16 protein-coding genes are annotated in these 14,860 nt (G+C 57.2%); 14 read left to right on the top strand and 2 right to left on the bottom strand.

All coding sequences use genetic code 11. The annotated features are described in order from the left end of the window. Positions 1-753, top strand: coding sequence for a crotonase/enoyl-CoA hydratase family protein (locus tag CU103_RS23145; protein ID WP_106666398.1), 753 nt, complete (start codon positions 1-3; stop codon positions 751-753). Between the two features lie 6 nt (positions 754-759). Here CU103_RS23145 and pdxH read toward each other — a convergent pair whose 3' ends face one another. Continuing rightward, positions 760-1,371, bottom strand: a complete 612-nt coding sequence (gene pdxH / locus CU103_RS23150; RefSeq protein WP_106666399.1) for a pyridoxamine 5'-phosphate oxidase — start codon at positions 1,369-1,371, stop codon at positions 760-762. Positions 1,372-1,421: 50 nt separating this feature from the next. On the opposite strand from pdxH, the gene CU103_RS23155 reads away from it, so the two are divergent. The 4 genes from CU103_RS23155 (at position 1,422) to CU103_RS23170 (ending at position 4,469) form a co-directional block, all read left to right on the top strand. Continuing rightward, positions 1,422-1,892 carry an RT0821/Lpp0805 family surface protein gene (locus tag CU103_RS23155; protein ID WP_315975646.1) on the top strand — a complete coding sequence of 157 codons (471 nt, stop codon included), beginning with the start codon at positions 1,422-1,424 and terminating at the stop codon, positions 1,890-1,892. 127 nt (positions 1,893-2,019) lie between these two features. Beyond that, positions 2,020-2,955 carry a DnaJ C-terminal domain-containing protein gene (locus tag CU103_RS23160; protein ID WP_106666401.1) on the top strand — a complete coding sequence of 312 codons (936 nt, stop codon included), beginning with the start codon at positions 2,020-2,022 and terminating at the stop codon, positions 2,953-2,955. Positions 2,956-3,046: 91 nt separating this feature from the next. Beyond that, on the top strand, positions 3,047-3,865 hold the full coding sequence (gene fabI / locus CU103_RS23165) for an enoyl-ACP reductase FabI (protein WP_106666402.1): 819 nt from the start codon (positions 3,047-3,049) through the stop codon (positions 3,863-3,865). A 13-nt stretch (positions 3,866-3,878) separates the two neighbouring features. Continuing rightward, positions 3,879-4,469 (top strand): histidine phosphatase family protein, encoded by a 591-nt coding sequence (locus CU103_RS23170; RefSeq protein WP_106666522.1) that lies wholly within the window; start codon positions 3,879-3,881, stop codon positions 4,467-4,469. Positions 4,470-4,483: 14 nt separating this feature from the next. On the opposite strand, the gene CU103_RS23175 is transcribed toward CU103_RS23170, so the two are convergent. Further along, on the bottom strand, positions 4,484-4,738 hold the full coding sequence (locus CU103_RS23175; protein WP_106666403.1) for a DUF1344 domain-containing protein: 255 nt from the start codon (positions 4,736-4,738) through the stop codon (positions 4,484-4,486). A gap of 168 nt (positions 4,739-4,906) precedes the next feature. Between CU103_RS23175 and aroC the strand changes: the two genes are divergently transcribed. The 9 genes from aroC to CU103_RS23220 all read left to right on the top strand — a co-directional run bounded on the left by aroC (position 4,907) and on the right by CU103_RS23220 (position 14,856). Next, on the top strand, positions 4,907-6,001 hold the full coding sequence (aroC, locus tag CU103_RS23180; protein ID WP_106666404.1) for a chorismate synthase: 1,095 nt from the start codon (positions 4,907-4,909) through the stop codon (positions 5,999-6,001). Between the two features lie 15 nt (positions 6,002-6,016). Next, positions 6,017-7,120, top strand: coding sequence for a 3,4-dihydroxy-2-butanone-4-phosphate synthase (gene ribB / locus CU103_RS23185; protein ID WP_106666405.1), 1,104 nt, complete (start codon positions 6,017-6,019; stop codon positions 7,118-7,120). A 123-nt stretch (positions 7,121-7,243) separates the two neighbouring features. Further along, entirely contained in the window at positions 7,244-8,527 is a 1,284-nt protein-coding gene (locus CU103_RS23190) for a cystathionine gamma-synthase family protein (RefSeq protein ID WP_106666406.1), read from the top strand. 129 nt (positions 8,528-8,656) lie between these two features. Continuing rightward, positions 8,657-9,583 (top strand): histone deacetylase family protein, encoded by a 927-nt coding sequence (locus CU103_RS23195; RefSeq protein WP_106666523.1) that lies wholly within the window; start codon positions 8,657-8,659, stop codon positions 9,581-9,583. 3 nt (positions 9,584-9,586) lie between these two features. Next, positions 9,587-9,841: an exodeoxyribonuclease VII small subunit gene (locus CU103_RS23200; RefSeq protein ID WP_106666407.1), complete on the top strand. Its 255-nt coding sequence runs from the start codon at positions 9,587-9,589 to the stop codon at positions 9,839-9,841. Positions 9,842-9,913: 72 nt separating this feature from the next. Next, a complete protein-coding gene (locus CU103_RS23205; RefSeq protein ID WP_106666408.1) occupies positions 9,914-10,837 on the top strand; it encodes a pirin family protein in 924 nt (307 codons plus the stop codon). A gap of 94 nt (positions 10,838-10,931) precedes the next feature. After that, positions 10,932-12,851 (top strand): 1-deoxy-D-xylulose-5-phosphate synthase, encoded by a 1,920-nt coding sequence (gene dxs / locus CU103_RS23210; protein WP_106666409.1) that lies wholly within the window; start codon positions 10,932-10,934, stop codon positions 12,849-12,851. A gap of 9 nt (positions 12,852-12,860) precedes the next feature. After that, positions 12,861-13,598 (top strand): TlyA family RNA methyltransferase, encoded by a 738-nt coding sequence (locus tag CU103_RS23215; RefSeq protein ID WP_106666410.1) that lies wholly within the window; start codon positions 12,861-12,863, stop codon positions 13,596-13,598. A gap of 28 nt (positions 13,599-13,626) precedes the next feature. Beyond that, positions 13,627-14,856, top strand: coding sequence for a class I SAM-dependent RNA methyltransferase (locus tag CU103_RS23220; RefSeq protein ID WP_106666411.1), 1,230 nt, complete (start codon positions 13,627-13,629; stop codon positions 14,854-14,856). The last annotated feature ends 4 nt before the right edge of the window (positions 14,857-14,860 follow it).

A 14,860-nucleotide genomic window follows, 5' to 3' on the forward strand; every position in this document is an offset into this window, starting at 1 on the left:
ATGCCAGACCATATCCAAATCGAGCGCCACGGCGCCGTCCAGACCATTCGCATGAACCGGCCGGACAAGAAGAACGCTCTGACCCGCGCCATGTATGCTGCGATGACCAAGGCGATTGTCGATGGTGATGCCGACGCGGCTGTTCGCGCTCATGTGTTCTTCGGGGTACCCGGGGCATTTTCATCTGGCAACGACCTGCAGGATTTCATGGCCTTTGCCACAACCGGGACTATGGGCAGCGAAGTCATTGACTTCCTCATCGCTCTGGTCAATGCGAAAAAGCCGCTTCTCGCTGGGGTTGACGGCCTTGCAATCGGCGTTGGAACGACGATCCATTTCCACTGCGACCTGACGTTCGCTACGCCGCAATCGTTCTTCAAGGCACCTTTCGTTGATCTCGGATTGGTGCCGGAAGCCGGCTCAAGCTTGCTTGCCCCTGCCTTGATGGGACACCAGCGGGCCTTTGCATTTCTGGCGATGGGCGACGGCTTGAATGCAGTGGAAGCCAGGGAAGCCGGCTTGGTCTACAAGCTGGTCGAAACAGACGAGCTTGAAACCACGGTTTTGAAAGTGGCGACAGAGATTGCAGCCAAACCACCGCAAGCGATGCAGATTTCGCGCGATCTCTTACGCATGCCTCGCGAAGAGGTAGTAGAGCGTATAAATCTGGAAGCAAAGCATTTCGCCGAACGCCTCCAGTCCGAGGAGGCGCGCAACGCCTTGATGGCGTTTCTCACTCGCAAGAGAGATTGATTGGACTCAAGGATAGAGCCGCGTCTTGTCCCAATCGCCTTCGGGCGCGTCGCGACTGAAAACCATCCGGTCATGCAGGCGGAATGGCCGGTCGTGCCAGAATTCGATCGACGTGGGCCGGATCCTGAAACCCGACCAATGCGCCGGCCGCGGAATTTCACCGATCGCATAGCGGGCAGTGTATTCGGCCACGGCTTTTTCCAGCGCAAAGCGGCTTTCAAGTGGACGCGACTGTTTTGAGGCCCAGGCGCCAATTCGGCTCCCCCGGGGCCGGGTGGCGTAATATGCGTCAGCCTCCTCGTCACTGACAACCTCAACCGGACCACGGATGCGGACCTGGCGGCGAAGTGACTTCCAGTGAAAGCACATGGCGGCCTTCATCGACCCAAGGATCTCCTGGCCCTTCTGGCTCTCAAAATTCGTATAGAAAACAAAGCCATTGCTGTCGAATCCTTTAAGGAGAACCATGCGCACGTCTGGCAGCCCATCTTGGTCAACAGTTGCCAGCGCAACGGCGTTGGGATCATTGGGCTCGGTTTTGGTCGCATCGGCGAGCCATTCGTCGAACAGCGCGAATGGCTCGGATTTCTCTGTGAAGTCATCGCTTGTTAACTTCATTTAATCCATAGTCCCATAGTCATTTCGGATTGACCTTGTTAAAGAGAGGTATGTGTTTGGCGTTTTTACGATCTGATAGCAAGAAATTCGGTGCAACAAAACGGCGTTGGTGCAGGCCTTGTTCGGGCTTCGTTGCCGGTGTTGCACTATGCTTGTTGTCTGGTTGCGCCATGAAGGGCTTCAGCATCGACAAAGCGGTTCCGGACCAGGCCACAGTTACGGGATCGGTCGCGCCGGCACAACCTGTTGACAGCAAGGGTTCATCCGACCAAACCACCATACGGAACATCGTTTCGGCGCTCAATTTCACACAATGGGGCAGCAAACCCGTGCCGTGGTCCAATCCTGAAACGGGCAGCCAGGGGACAATCACCGCCATTGCAGAGAAAAAAGACGAGACAGGTCTTTGCCGGGAGTTCCAGACTTCGCGCGAATCATTCGATGGTGTCATGCTCTATAAGGGCGAGACCTGCATGCAGAACGGCGGGCAATGGACCTTGAAATCCTTCGCGCCTATGTAGGCGATTGTAAATCTTGTGCCATTTTTCCGCTTTTTTGCTTCAAATCTCTGGAATTTCTTCCTATTCATGAACATATAGCAGCGGAATAATCCCAAGGTATCTCGCTCAGGCGAGGAAAGGCAGACACATGCGCGATCCCTATACCGTGCTGGGCGTCGCCAAGACGGCGAAGCCCGAAGAAATAAAATCGGCGTTTCGCAAGCTCGCGAAGAAATACCATCCTGACCAGAACCAGGATGATCCAAAGGCGCAGACAAAATTCTCCGAGATAAACCAGGCCTACGAGATCGTCGGCGACAAGGAACGTCGCGGCCAGTTTGACCGGGGGGAGATTGACGCTGAAGGCAAACAGCGCGTCCCGCACGGATTTGAAGGTTTTTCCGGGGCAGGAGGCGATCCATTTGCCGGATTCGGCGGCGCCCGGCAGCGTTCAGGCGGGTTTGATTTCCGCAGCAGTGGAATGGGCGGTAATTCCGGGTTCGGCGCCGAAGATATTTTGAGCAGCCTGTTTGGCGAGACTGCCGGGATGGGCGGCTTAGGTGGTGGCGCGCGCCGCGCCGGACCGCGCAAGGGTGCCGACCTGCAGGCAACGATCGATATTAGTCTCGAACAGGCGGCAGGCGCCGAGAAGGTCGAAGCGGTTTTCCCAAATGGCAAACGCTTGGCAATAAAGCTGCCGGCCCACGTGGAAAATGGTCAAACGATTCGCCTGAAAGGCCAGGGAGAAGAGATTCCAGGTGGCACGCCGGGTGACGCTTTGGTCACAGTCCGCTTCAAACCGCATTCGAAATTCCGCATCGAAGGCAGGGATCTTCACGTTGAACTTCCGGTTTCCCTGCGGGATGCCGCTCTCGGATCACGACAGGAAGTAGAGACGCTAAACGGCCGCGTCGCTGTAAAAGTAGCCCCGTGGACCAGTTCCGACCGTGTTTTACGGCTTCGAGGCAAGGGTTTATCGAAGAAACCAGAGGGCCACGGCGATCTGTTCGTGCACGTCCGCATCATGCTGCCGGAAAACGGCGATCCTGCCCTTGAAGCATTCTTGCGCGACACCAGTCACTGAAAATCCAAAACGACGTTGACAGTGCGCTTGAAGCCCGGCGCGGGCTGTGCGATACCGCACATCAATCATAAGTCTCATGAAGGGTTGGTATATGACCGCCAAAACTGGTTTGATGCAGGGTAAACGCGGCCTCATTATGGGTGTCGCCAATAATCGGTCGATTGCCTGGGGCATTGCCAAGGCAGCTCACGATGCCGGTGCCGAACTTGCATTCACCTATCAGGGCGATGCTTTGAAGAAGCGCGTCGAGCCCCTTGCGCAGGAACTCGGCGCTTATCTTTGTGGCCATTGCGACGTTTCGGATGCGTCAACCATCGATGCCTGCTTCGCCGCGCTTGAAAAGGAATGGGGCAAGCTTGATTTTGTCGTCCACGCCATCGGCTTTTCCGACAAGGATGAGTTGACAGGGCGCTACGTCGATACGTCGGAAGCAAATTTCAGCAAGACCATGCTGATTTCGGTCTACTCCCTTACAGCTGTGGCCAAGCGGGCTGAAAAGCTCATGACGGATGGCGGCTCCATTCTGACGCTGACTTACTACGGCGCGGAAAAAGTCATGCCGAATTACAACGTTATGGGTGTTGCCAAGGCAGCGCTCGAGGCAAGCGTTAAATACCTTGCGGTGGATCTTGGCCCGGACAATATTCGCGTCAACGCGATCTCAGCCGGTCCGATCAAGACGCTTGCCGCCTCGGGCATTGGTGATTTCCGCTACATCCTCAAATGGAACGAATACAATGCGCCGCTGCGCCGTACCGTGACGATCGAGGAAGTTGGAGATGCGGGTCTTTATTTCCTCTCCGACCTGTCCCGCTCTGTCACGGGCGAGATACATCACGCTGATAGTGGTTATCATGTCGTTGGAATGAAAGCGGTCGACGCACCGGATATCTCTGTCGTCAAGGATTAAACCACAAGTGATTTTGCCTGACTCGTTGATCTACTTCTCGCGTCACGGCGAGACGGACTGGAACGTGACAGAGCGAATCCAGGGCCAGGAAGATATCGACATCAATGCGCGCGGCCGTGCGCAAGCGGATCGCAACGGCGATCTGATGAAATCATTGATCGGCGATGGTGCGGGGTTCGATTTCGTTGCCAGCCCATTGCGGCGCACACGCGAAACCATGGAACGGATAAGGACGCGCATGGGAGTCGATCCCATGGCATACCACACAGATCCACGGATTATGGAGGTGAATTTCGGCGACTGGCAGGGCTTCATGATTGAAGACATCGCCGCCAAGACGCCGGAGCTGGTCGAAGAACGGGCGCGGGACAAGTGGAACTTCGTTCCGCCCGGGCCCACGGGAGAGAGTTACGCAATGCTGGGAGTCCGGGTGGCAAGCTGGTTGGCAGAGGTCCGCGGCCCCACTGTGTGTGTAACGCATGGCGGTTGTCTGAGAACTATTTTCCAGCTGGTCAACGGGCTGGATGGCCATGACGCCGCGAACCTCGCTATTACGCAGGATCACATACTCCGTCTTGAAAACGGTCGACTTACCTGGTTGTAACGGACCGGACGTGACTATTCCTGTGTCTCTTCGATGTCAGTGATGAAACGCTCTTTGTTGACGACGTCGAACATCAGCGTCACCTTCATACCCTCTTCGATGACGCTCAGATCAAACTCGCCCGGCAATTTGTAGACCTTGCCATCATCGAGCGTGATCGTCGAATTGTCCGCGTCGATGCTGGTAATCTTTCCTTGCGCATCGTCCGCAAGTGCACCAACCGGAAAAAGCGAAGCGACGAACATGAATGTTGCTACAATGAAGCGCATTTGATTTCCTCTTTAGATCAAATCAGTGTTCCGGTCAGTGCTGCAGTTAGATCGTTCATTTGTGGCAAAACAATTGCTTTTTTCGTCAGGGATGAAGGAATTTCAGCGGCGGGTTTGACCACAGGAGTAAACGCCCATAAAACCCCCTGACAAATGTCGGATAGGTAAATGTCGCACAATACTTTCGGTCATCTTTTTCGCGTCACCACCTGGGGTGAAAGCCACGGAATTGCGCTTGGATGCGTGGTGGACGGTTGCCCGCCGGGCATCGCCTTTTCAGAAGCTGAAATCCAAGCCTATCTCGATAAACGCAAGCCCGGCCAGTCGAAATACACGACGCAGCGGCGCGAGCCCGATCAGGTGCGTGTGCTCTCCGGGGTGATGCTGCAGGATGACGGCGTCACCATGATCTCGACGGGAACACCGATCTCGATGATGATCGAGAATACCGATCAGCGCTCGAAGGATTATGGCGACATTGCCCGCCAGTATCGGCCAGGCCATGCCGATTACACCTATGACGTCAAATATGGTATCCGCGACTATCGCGGTGGCGGCCGTTCGTCTGCACGCGAAACCGCGGCCCGCGTTGCGGCTGGAGCTATCGCACGCAAGATCGTGCCTGGCCTCATTGTGCGCGGCGCGCTGGTGGGGATGGGTATTCACGCCATCGACCGCAGCCGCTGGGATTGGGACGAGGTTGACAACAATCCATTCTTTACGCCGGATGCGGGCTCGGTCGAAACATTTGCATCCTATCTGGACGGCATCCGCAAGGCGGGCTCGTCTATCGGCGCCGTCATCGAAGTTGTTGCGGAAAATGTCCCCGCAGGCCTGGGTGCGCCGGTCTACGGAAAGCTCGACCAGGATATCGCCAGCTATCTCATGTCGATCAACGCCGTGAAGGGCGTGGAGATCGGCGACGGTTTTGATTCGGCCAAACTCACGGGTGAGGAAAATGCCGACGAGATGCGCATGGGTAATGACGGAAAACCGATTTTCCTGTCGAACCACGCTGGTGGTATACTGGGTGGGATTTCCAGTGGTGCACCCGTGGTTGCCCGCTTTGCAGTGAAGCCGACATCGTCGATCCTGACCCCTCGCCGTAGCATCGACGCCGATGGCAACCAGGTGGATGTGATGACCAAGGGCAGGCACGATCCCTGTGTGGGCATTCGCGCGGTACCGATCGGCGAAGCGATGGTTGCTTGCGCCATTGCCGATCATTATCTCAGACATCGCGGCCAGACGGGCCGTATCTAACCAAGGGGCGCTTCCATGGCTTACAATCAAAAACGGGTCGTCGATGCGCTTCGCGCCTTCGAACGTGGCGAGATCGTCGTCGTCATGGATGATGACGGCCGCGAGAACGAAGGCGACCTGATCGTCGCCGCAGTGCACTGCACGCCAGAAAAGATGGCCTTCATTGTGCGCCATACGTCGGGCATCGTTTGTACGCCAATGCCGCGCGATCACGCGCGCCGTCTCAACCTTGCGCCAATGGTGGCGGACAATGATGCCCCGCATTCGACGGCTTTCACCGTGACCGTCGATTACAAGCATGGCACTACGACTGGCATTTCCGCGGATGACCGCACACTGACGGTTCGCAATCTCGCTAATCCCAACGCCGGGGCGACGGATTTCGTTCGTCCCGGCCATATTTTCCCGCTGGTCGCTCGCGAGGGCGGTGTGCTGATGCGTTCCGGCCATACGGAAGCGGCGGTTGACCTGTGCAAGCTCGCAGGGCTCCCTCCGGTGGGCGTGATATGCGAACTGGTCAATGATGACGGTTCGGTAATGCGCGGCCCGCAGGTGGCGAGCTTCGCAGAAAACCACAACCTGCAGCAGGTCACGGTCGCCGATCTCATTGCATACCGCCAGCGCAAGGAAACACTTATCGAGCGTATCGGTGAATATGAAATCGACACCTGTGCCGGCAAGGCCAAGGCGATTACCTATGCTCTTCCCTGGGAGCCAATGCACCACGCCGCTATTGTCTATGGCGACATCCGCGATGGCGAAGATGTTCCGGTGCGCCTGCAGCGCGAGGACATCTTGAGCGACGTTTTCGGTGCCCGGAACACGCTCGACAGCATCATGAAGCGCATTGCCGAGGAAAAGCGCGGCGTGATCGTTTACCTGCGTGAAGGATCAGTGGGCGTTGGCCGCGATGATGACCGCAACCGCACAAACTTGCTGGATCGGGAAGCCCATGCGGAAGCGCGGGTGCGGGAAGAAGAGTGGCGGCAGATTGGTCTGGGCGCGCAGATACTGAAGGACCTTGGCATCACGTCGATCCGGCTGCTTTCGTCACGCGAGCGGCATTATGTCGGCCTGGAGGGCTTCGGTATCCAGATCACCAAGACGGACATTATCTAGACTGCTCTCGTGCGCTGTTTGAACACTCTGAGTCTTGCGAATATCGCTTCGAATTAGCAAGGATTGGTCGCTGCATTTGCTATAATCTCGCTGGTTGAAGCTCATACCAGCGAGGAGACTGCCATGACCGCTCCCCATCCCTCCAAGACACATATCGGCAATCACGAACTGCATCCCGAAACGTTGATGCTCAATTACGGGTTTGATCCGGAATTGTCGGAGGGCGCGGTTAAGCCGCCGGTGTTCCTGACTTCGACGTTTGTGTTCAAATCAGCGGAAGAGGGACGGGACTTCTTCGACTTTGTCTCCGGCCGTCGTGAACCGCCGGCCGGCACAGGAGCGGGGCTGGTCTATTCGCGTTTCAACCACCCCAACAGCGAGATCGTCGAGGATCGGCTTGCGGTCTATGAACGAACGGAAAGTTGTGCGGTGTTTTCCTCGGGCATGTCCGCAATCGCCACGACCTTGTTCGCTTTCGTGCGTCCGGGCGATTCAATCCTGCATTCACAGCCGCTTTATGGCGGTACAGAAACACTTCTCGCCCGGACGTTCCTCAATATGGGCGTCGCCGCGGTGGGCTTCGCCGATGGAGTGAACGAAGAGTCCGTGCAGGCTGCAGCCGAAGAGGCGATGCAAAAGGGTCGTGTCTCGGTGATTCTCATCGAGACGCCTGCCAATCCGACAAACAGTCTCGTCGATGTCGCCATGATCCGGCGGATTGCCGAAGCAATCGCCGAGAAACAGGGGCATCGCCCGGTGATTGCCTGCGACAACACTTTGCTTGGACCAGTATTCCAGCGACCAATCGAGCACGGCGCTGACATATCGCTCTATTCGCTCACCAAGTATGTCGGTGGCCATTCCGATCTTATCGCCGGCGCTGCGCTCGGGTCGAAGGCAGTGATGAAACAGGTCAAGGCGCTGCGTGGCGCAATCGGGACGCAGCTTGATCCGCACTCTTGCTGGATGCTCGGACGATCCCTGGAAACACTTAGCATTCGCATGGAGAAGGCTAACAACAATGCCTTGGTGATCGCCAATTTTCTGCGCGAACACCCGAAATGCGAGAAGATTCACTATCTGCCGTATCACGACGAGTCATCGCCGCTTGGACGCACTTTTGCGGCTCAGTGCACCGGAGCCGGTTCGACCTTCTCCTTCGACATTCGCGGTGGCCAGCCGGCGGCATTCAAATTCCTTAACGCGCTGCAGATATTGAAACTGGCCGTCAGCCTTGGCGGTACGGAATCGCTGGCCAGTCATCCGGCGACGATGACCCATTCCGGCGTGCCTGTGGATGTTCGTCAACGCATCGGCGTACTCGATTCGACGATACGGCTGTCGATCGGTATCGAGCATCCGGACGATCTGATCGCCGATCTGACGCAGGCGCTAAGCGTGGCCTGAGCGGATGATTCTGCAGAGTTGATAAACGCTTCTCACTTCGCTCTTGTATAACAGCAAGGCGCTGGTGCAAATTTGGGCATGGCCGGTGCCGGCCATGCTGATGCCAATTTGCCGCTGCAGAAAGCTCCCATGGTTACCCGACTCTATTCGCATCCGATCTACCTCGAACATCTGACGCCTGTTGGCCATCCGGAGCGCCCGGATCGGTTGCGTGCGCTAAACAAGGTGCTGGAAGATAGCGCTTTCGATGCACTGGATCGGGTTCAGTCACCGATCGGTGACGAGACGGCGATACTTTATGTGCACCCTGAATCGTTCCTTGAGCGGGTGCGTAGTGCGATCCCCGAGGAGGGACTGACTCGCGTTGATTCAGATACGACGGTAAGCCCCAAGAGCTGGGAGGCTGCTTTGACGGCAATAGGTGCAGCCAACGCTGCCGTCGATGACGTACTTACTGGCAAGGCGGACAATGTCTTCGTGGCGTCGCGCCCGCCAGGTCATCACGCGGAACGCAACAAGGCGATGGGTTTTTGCCTATTTAACAATGCTGCCATTGCCGCCCGCCATGCCCAGAAGAACCATGGCATCGAGCGCGTTGCGATCGTTGACTGGGATGTGCATCACGGCAATGGCACGCAGGATATCTTCTGGGACGATCCCTCGGTGCTGTATTGTTCGACACACCAGATGCCGCTTTATCCGGGTACGGGAGCCAAAAGTGAGACCGGTGTCGGTAATATCGTCAATGCACCGCTTAGCCCACAGACGGGCAGCGATCATTTCCGAGAGGCTTTCAACACGCGTATTCTCCCGGCCATTGATGAATTTCGGCCGGAATTGATCATTATTTCAGCGGGCTTCGATGCGCACCACCGCGACCCGTTAGCGGAAATCAATCTGAACGAGGACGATTTCGACTGGGCAACCGGCGCTCTCATGGAAAGAGCTGGGAGCTATGCGTCAAACCGCCTTGTCAGCCTTCTGGAAGGCGGGTACGACCTCAAGGGGATGTCGCTCTCGGCGGGCGCACATATCAAACGCCTGATGGGAGGATGACACATGGCCGACGTACAGAACAATTCCGATATCGCCGCCATGAGCTTCGAACAGGCGCTCGATCAGCTGGAAAAGATCGTCGACGATCTGGAGCGTGGCGATGTGCCACTGGAACAGTCGATTCGCATTTACGAGCGGGGCGAAGCGCTGAAGAAGCATTGCGATACGCTGCTGCGCGCCGCCGAAGACAAGGTGGAAAAGATTCGGCTTGGCCGCAACGGCGAACCTGTCGGTACTGAACCACTCGATCCCGAGTGACACTGCAGCGCGCTATTCAGGACCTTTCTGAAACGCTATGGTGGGAACTCCGACAAACCCGGAGTAGCGTCCATGAGTTTTTACCCCTGCCCAGATCCGAAGCCAGGCGATGCAACAGCCGTCGATGCAATCGAGACGCTGATTATTCCACGTACCAGTGACATTGGCGGACTAGAAGTGCGTCGCGCCTTGCCGAGTGCCAAGCGCCGCCTCGTCGGACCTTTCATTTTCTTCGACCGCATGGGCCCGGCCATCCTTCGCCCGACCGATGCGTTGGATGTACGCCCGCATCCGCATATCGGCCTTTCGACCGTAACCTACCTTTTTGACGGAAACATCCGCCATCGCGACAGCCTCGGGACCGAAATGGTCATCAGGCCCGGCGACGTCAATCTGATGACCGCCGGTCGCGGCATTGTCCATTCGGAACGTTCGCCGGAAGAATTGCGGACGGAACCCTTGCCGATCTCGGGCTTGCAGACCTGGCTGGCCCTGCCGGATCATCTGGAGGAAATCGACCCCGCCTTTGCCAATACAGCAGCCGGTGAACTGCCCATGTTGCGCGAAAACGGTGTGGAAGCGCGCGTCGTCATGGGTAAGTTTCATGGAGCCGGTTCCGTGGTTAAGCAACACGCGGAAACACTTTACGTCGATATCCGGCTGCAACCCGGAAGCCACATACAGATACCGGCCGATGCTGCCGAAGAACGGGCCATCTATACGCTGGATGGATCGGTGCAAATTGCGGGTGAAACGTTCCCGGCAGACCGTCTTTTGGTGTTCCGCGCGCGTGACGAAATCGTCATCCACGCCCCGGAAGGGGCACATTTCATGCTGTTTGGCGGTGCTGCTCTACCTTCCAAACGCTATATCTGGTGGAATTTCGTCTCCTCATCCAAAGAACGGATCGAACAGGCGAAAGAGGAATGGCGTTCCGGCAGATTTGATATCGTACCCGGCGACGAGGAAGAATTCATTCCCTTGCCCGAAAATTGACTTGAGATCCGATGATTCTCTGCTTCTTGCTGGTTTGACGGTTTTCCTTTAGGGACGGCTGGCTAGAATTGAGCTTGGAACTGGAACCTGCGCTTTGGCCAAGAATTTTGAAACACCGCTGCTTGATCGCGTGCAAATCCCTTCGGATCTGCGCCAATTGCCGGAATCCGATCTACCGCAGCTCACGCACGAGTTACGAACGGAATTGATCGATGCGGTGTCGACGACTGGCGGTCATCTTGGCGCCGGACTTGGTGTTGTCGAGCTGACCGTTGCGCTGCACCATGTTTTCGATACGCCACATGACCGCATCATTTGGGATGTCGGCCACCAGGCCTATCCGCACAAGATACTGACCGGGCGGCGTGATCGCATCCGCACGCTGCGGCAGGAAGGCGGGTTGTCCGGTTTCACAAAGCGCAGCGAGAGCGAATACGATCCGTTCGGCGCCGCCCATTCGTCCACATCGATTTCTGCGGGTCTCGGCATGGCTGTCGCCAGCGACCTTTCCGGCACGAAGCGCAATGTCATTTCGGTGATCGGCGATGGCGCGATGTCTGCGGGCATGGCCTATGAGGCGATGAACAATGCCGGCGCACTCGATGCACGCTTAATCGTCATCCTCAATGACAACGACATGTCGATAGCGCCGCCGACCGGCGCGATGAGCGCCTATCTGGCCCGTCTTGTTTCCGGACGCGCCTATCGTTCCTTCCGCGAGACTGCCAAGCAGCTTGCGAAGAAACTTCCGAAATTCCTTCAGGAGAAGGCTCGGCTCTCGGAAGAATATGCGCGCGGCTTCTGGACCGGCGGCACAATGTTCGAGGAGCTCGGTTTCTATTACGTCGGACCGATCGACGGGCATAATCTCGATCACTTGCTGCCCGTGCTGAAGAATGTCCGGGATACGATGGACGGTCCGGTTCTGATCCATGTCGTGACGCAGAAGGGTAAGGGCTACGCCCCTGCCGAAGCGGCGGCGGACAAATATCACGGCGTCAACAAATTCGATGTGATCACAGGCGCCCAGGCGAAGCCGCCCGCCAATGCGCCGAGCTATACGAAGGTCTTCGCCACCAGCCTGATCGAGGAAGCCCGTCACGACGACAGGATCGTTGCGGTCACCGCGGCTATGCCGGGAGGCACTGGCCTGGATCTTTTCGGCGAGGTTTTTCCTGAACGGACTTTCGATGTCGGCATCGCCGAGCAGCATGCCGTGACTTTTGCGGCGGGTCTGGCGAGCGAGGGCTTCAAGCCGTTCGCCGCCATCTATTCGACATTCCTGCAACGCGGCTATGACCAGGTGGTGCACGACGTGTCGCTGCAGAACCTGCCGGTGCGCTTTCCGATAGACCGCGCAGGATTGGTGGGCGCCGATGGCGCGACCCACGCGGGATCGTTCGATACGGGTTTCCTTGCCGCTTTGCCGGGGTTCGTCGTCATGGCAGCATCCGACGAAGCGGAACTGCGCCACATGGTGCGCACCGCGGCGGAATATGATGATGGCCCCATTTCCTTCCGCTATCCTCGGGGGGATGGGGTTGGCGTGGATCTACCGGAACGCGGTCAGATTCTGCTGATCGGCCGGGGACGGATTATCCGCGAGGGTTCGAAAGTGGCGCTGTTATCGTTTGGCACGCGCCTGCAGGAATGCATTGCAGCCGCGGATGAACTTGATGCTGCAGGCCTCTCCACGACGATTGCCGATGCGCGGTTTGCCAAGCCTCTGGATGAAGATCTGATCCGCCGGTTGGCGCGAGAGCACGAGGTGCTTGTCACTGTTGAGGAGGGCGCGATTGGTGGATTTGCCTCGCACGTGCTGCATTTCCTCAGCCGCGATGGACTTCTCGACAATGGTCTTCGTGTTCGCGCCCTGACATTGCCCGATCTCTATCTGGACCATGCCAAGCCGGAAACCATGTATGCGCGTTCTGGCCTGGACAGTGCAGGTATCGTGCAAACGGTATTTAGCGCGCTCGGCCGCGACCACATGATTGCACCCGCCCGTGCGTAAGACGGTTTGATGCGCCTCGATCAGCTTCTTGTTGAAAGAGGTATGTTTGCCAGCCGGTCAAGAGCGCGCGATGCCATTGTGCGTGGCACGGTTCAAGTGGATGGAGCTGTTGTCACCAAACCGGGGATAACAATTCCCCAAACGGTGATAATCAGCGTCGATGATCCAGCAAGCGCCTACGTCTCCCGCGCTGCGCTAAAGCTCATTGCGGGCCTCGAGCATTTTGCGATCAATGCAAAAGGATGCACCGCGCTGGATGTTGGCGCATCGACTGGCGGGTTCACGCAGGTTTTGCTCGAACGCGGAGCGGATCATGTCATCGCCGTCGATGTCGGGCATGATCAGTTGCACGACAGTCTGCGGACTGATGCTCGTGTCAGCAATCTTGAAGCATTGAATGCGCGTGAACTGAAACGCGAACATCTGGGCGGGCGGATAGTTGATCTGGTCGTTTCTGATGTTAGCTTCATTTCGCTCAAGCTTGCCCTGCCGCCTGCACTGGATCTGGCGGAACCGGGGAGTCATTGCGTGCTTCTGGTCAAGCCGCAATTCGAGGCTGGCCGTGGAGCAATCGGCAAGGGTGGCATTTTGCGTGATCCCAAGGATGGTGAACGCGTTGCAAATGATTTAAGGAACTGGCTGGATGGATTGCCGGGCTGGAAAGCCCTCGGACTTTGCCCTTCGCCCATCGAGGGTGGTGATGGCAATCGCGAATTTCTTCTGGCCGGCCTGAAAAGCGAAGCTTGAAAAATAAAAGATTGAAAAGAAAAGATTGATGAGTACGCGCGTGACGATTGAACGAATGGGCGCCGGTGGCGATGGTATTGCCGCGACCTCAGCTGGCAGCGCCTATGTGCCGTTTTCGTTGCCAGGTGAAGTCGCCAATGTCGCGCTGGAACATGGGCGGGCTACACTCATGGCCCTGCTTGAGCCGTCGCCGGAGCGCATTGCCCCCGCTTGCCGGCATTTTGAGGAATGCGGCGGCTGCGCTCTGCAACATTGGCAGGACGGCGCCTATCAGAACTGGAAGCGATCGCTTGTTCAAGATGCGCTGGCGGGCAGGGGACTTGCGTTCACGCTCGATCCTCTCGTCCCGTGCGCACCTCATACGCGCCGCCGCGCGGTGTTTGCCGTACGGACGAGTGAGCATGGCGCGGTTCTCGGTTTCAACCGGCATTTGAGCCACGAACTGATCGATATCTCGGAATGTCCCGTGACAGTTCCCGAAATCGTTTCGCGCCTTGATGATCTTCGCGATCTCGTCGCCGTGTTGGGCGGGGGCATGAAGCCCTTCAAACTGACTGTAACATCGACGGCGTCTGGTCTCGATATTACGGCATCCGGATGCGCTGCGCCCGACGCTGCCAAGCGTCAGGCACTGACCGCGCTGGTAATCAAGAAGGATTTTGCCCGTCTGAGTTTCGAAGGTGAAATTATTGTCGAGCCGAGAAAACCTATAATTCACTTCGGCAAAGTGCCGGTGTTTTTGCCTGCGGGCGGATTTCTTCAGGCAACAGTCGATGCCGAAGAAGCCATGTCTGCTCTGGTGACAGGGCATCTTGCCAAGGCCAGGAAGACGATCGATCTCTTTTGCGGTTCAGGTACATTCGCCTTGAGGATAGCGGAAAAATCCGCTGTCCATGCCGTCGAAAGTGATCAGGCGGCAGTCGCTGCGATTGATCGCAGCGTCCGTTACGTTCAGGGCCTGAAGCCCGTCACTATCGAGCGGCGCGATCTGTTCCGGCGGCCGTTTCTGGCAAGAGAGCTGACGCCGTTCACCGGTCTTGTGTTCGACCCGCCCCGTGCGGGTGCGGAAGCGCAGGCCATTGAAATTGCAAAATCATCGGTATCGAAGGTAGTGGCAGTCTCGTGCAACCCGGTCACCCTGGGGCGCGATCTGAGCATTCTCGTCAAGGGCGGCTACAAGGTCGACCGCGTGGTACCGATCGACCAGTTTCTGTGGTCGTCGCATGTCGAAGCAGTGGCCTTGTTGTCGAAGAAATAGGCGA

The sequence above is a fragment of the Phyllobacterium sophorae genome (assembly GCF_003010965.1).
Lineage (GTDB): Bacteria > Pseudomonadota > Alphaproteobacteria > Rhizobiales > Rhizobiaceae > Phyllobacterium > Phyllobacterium sophorae.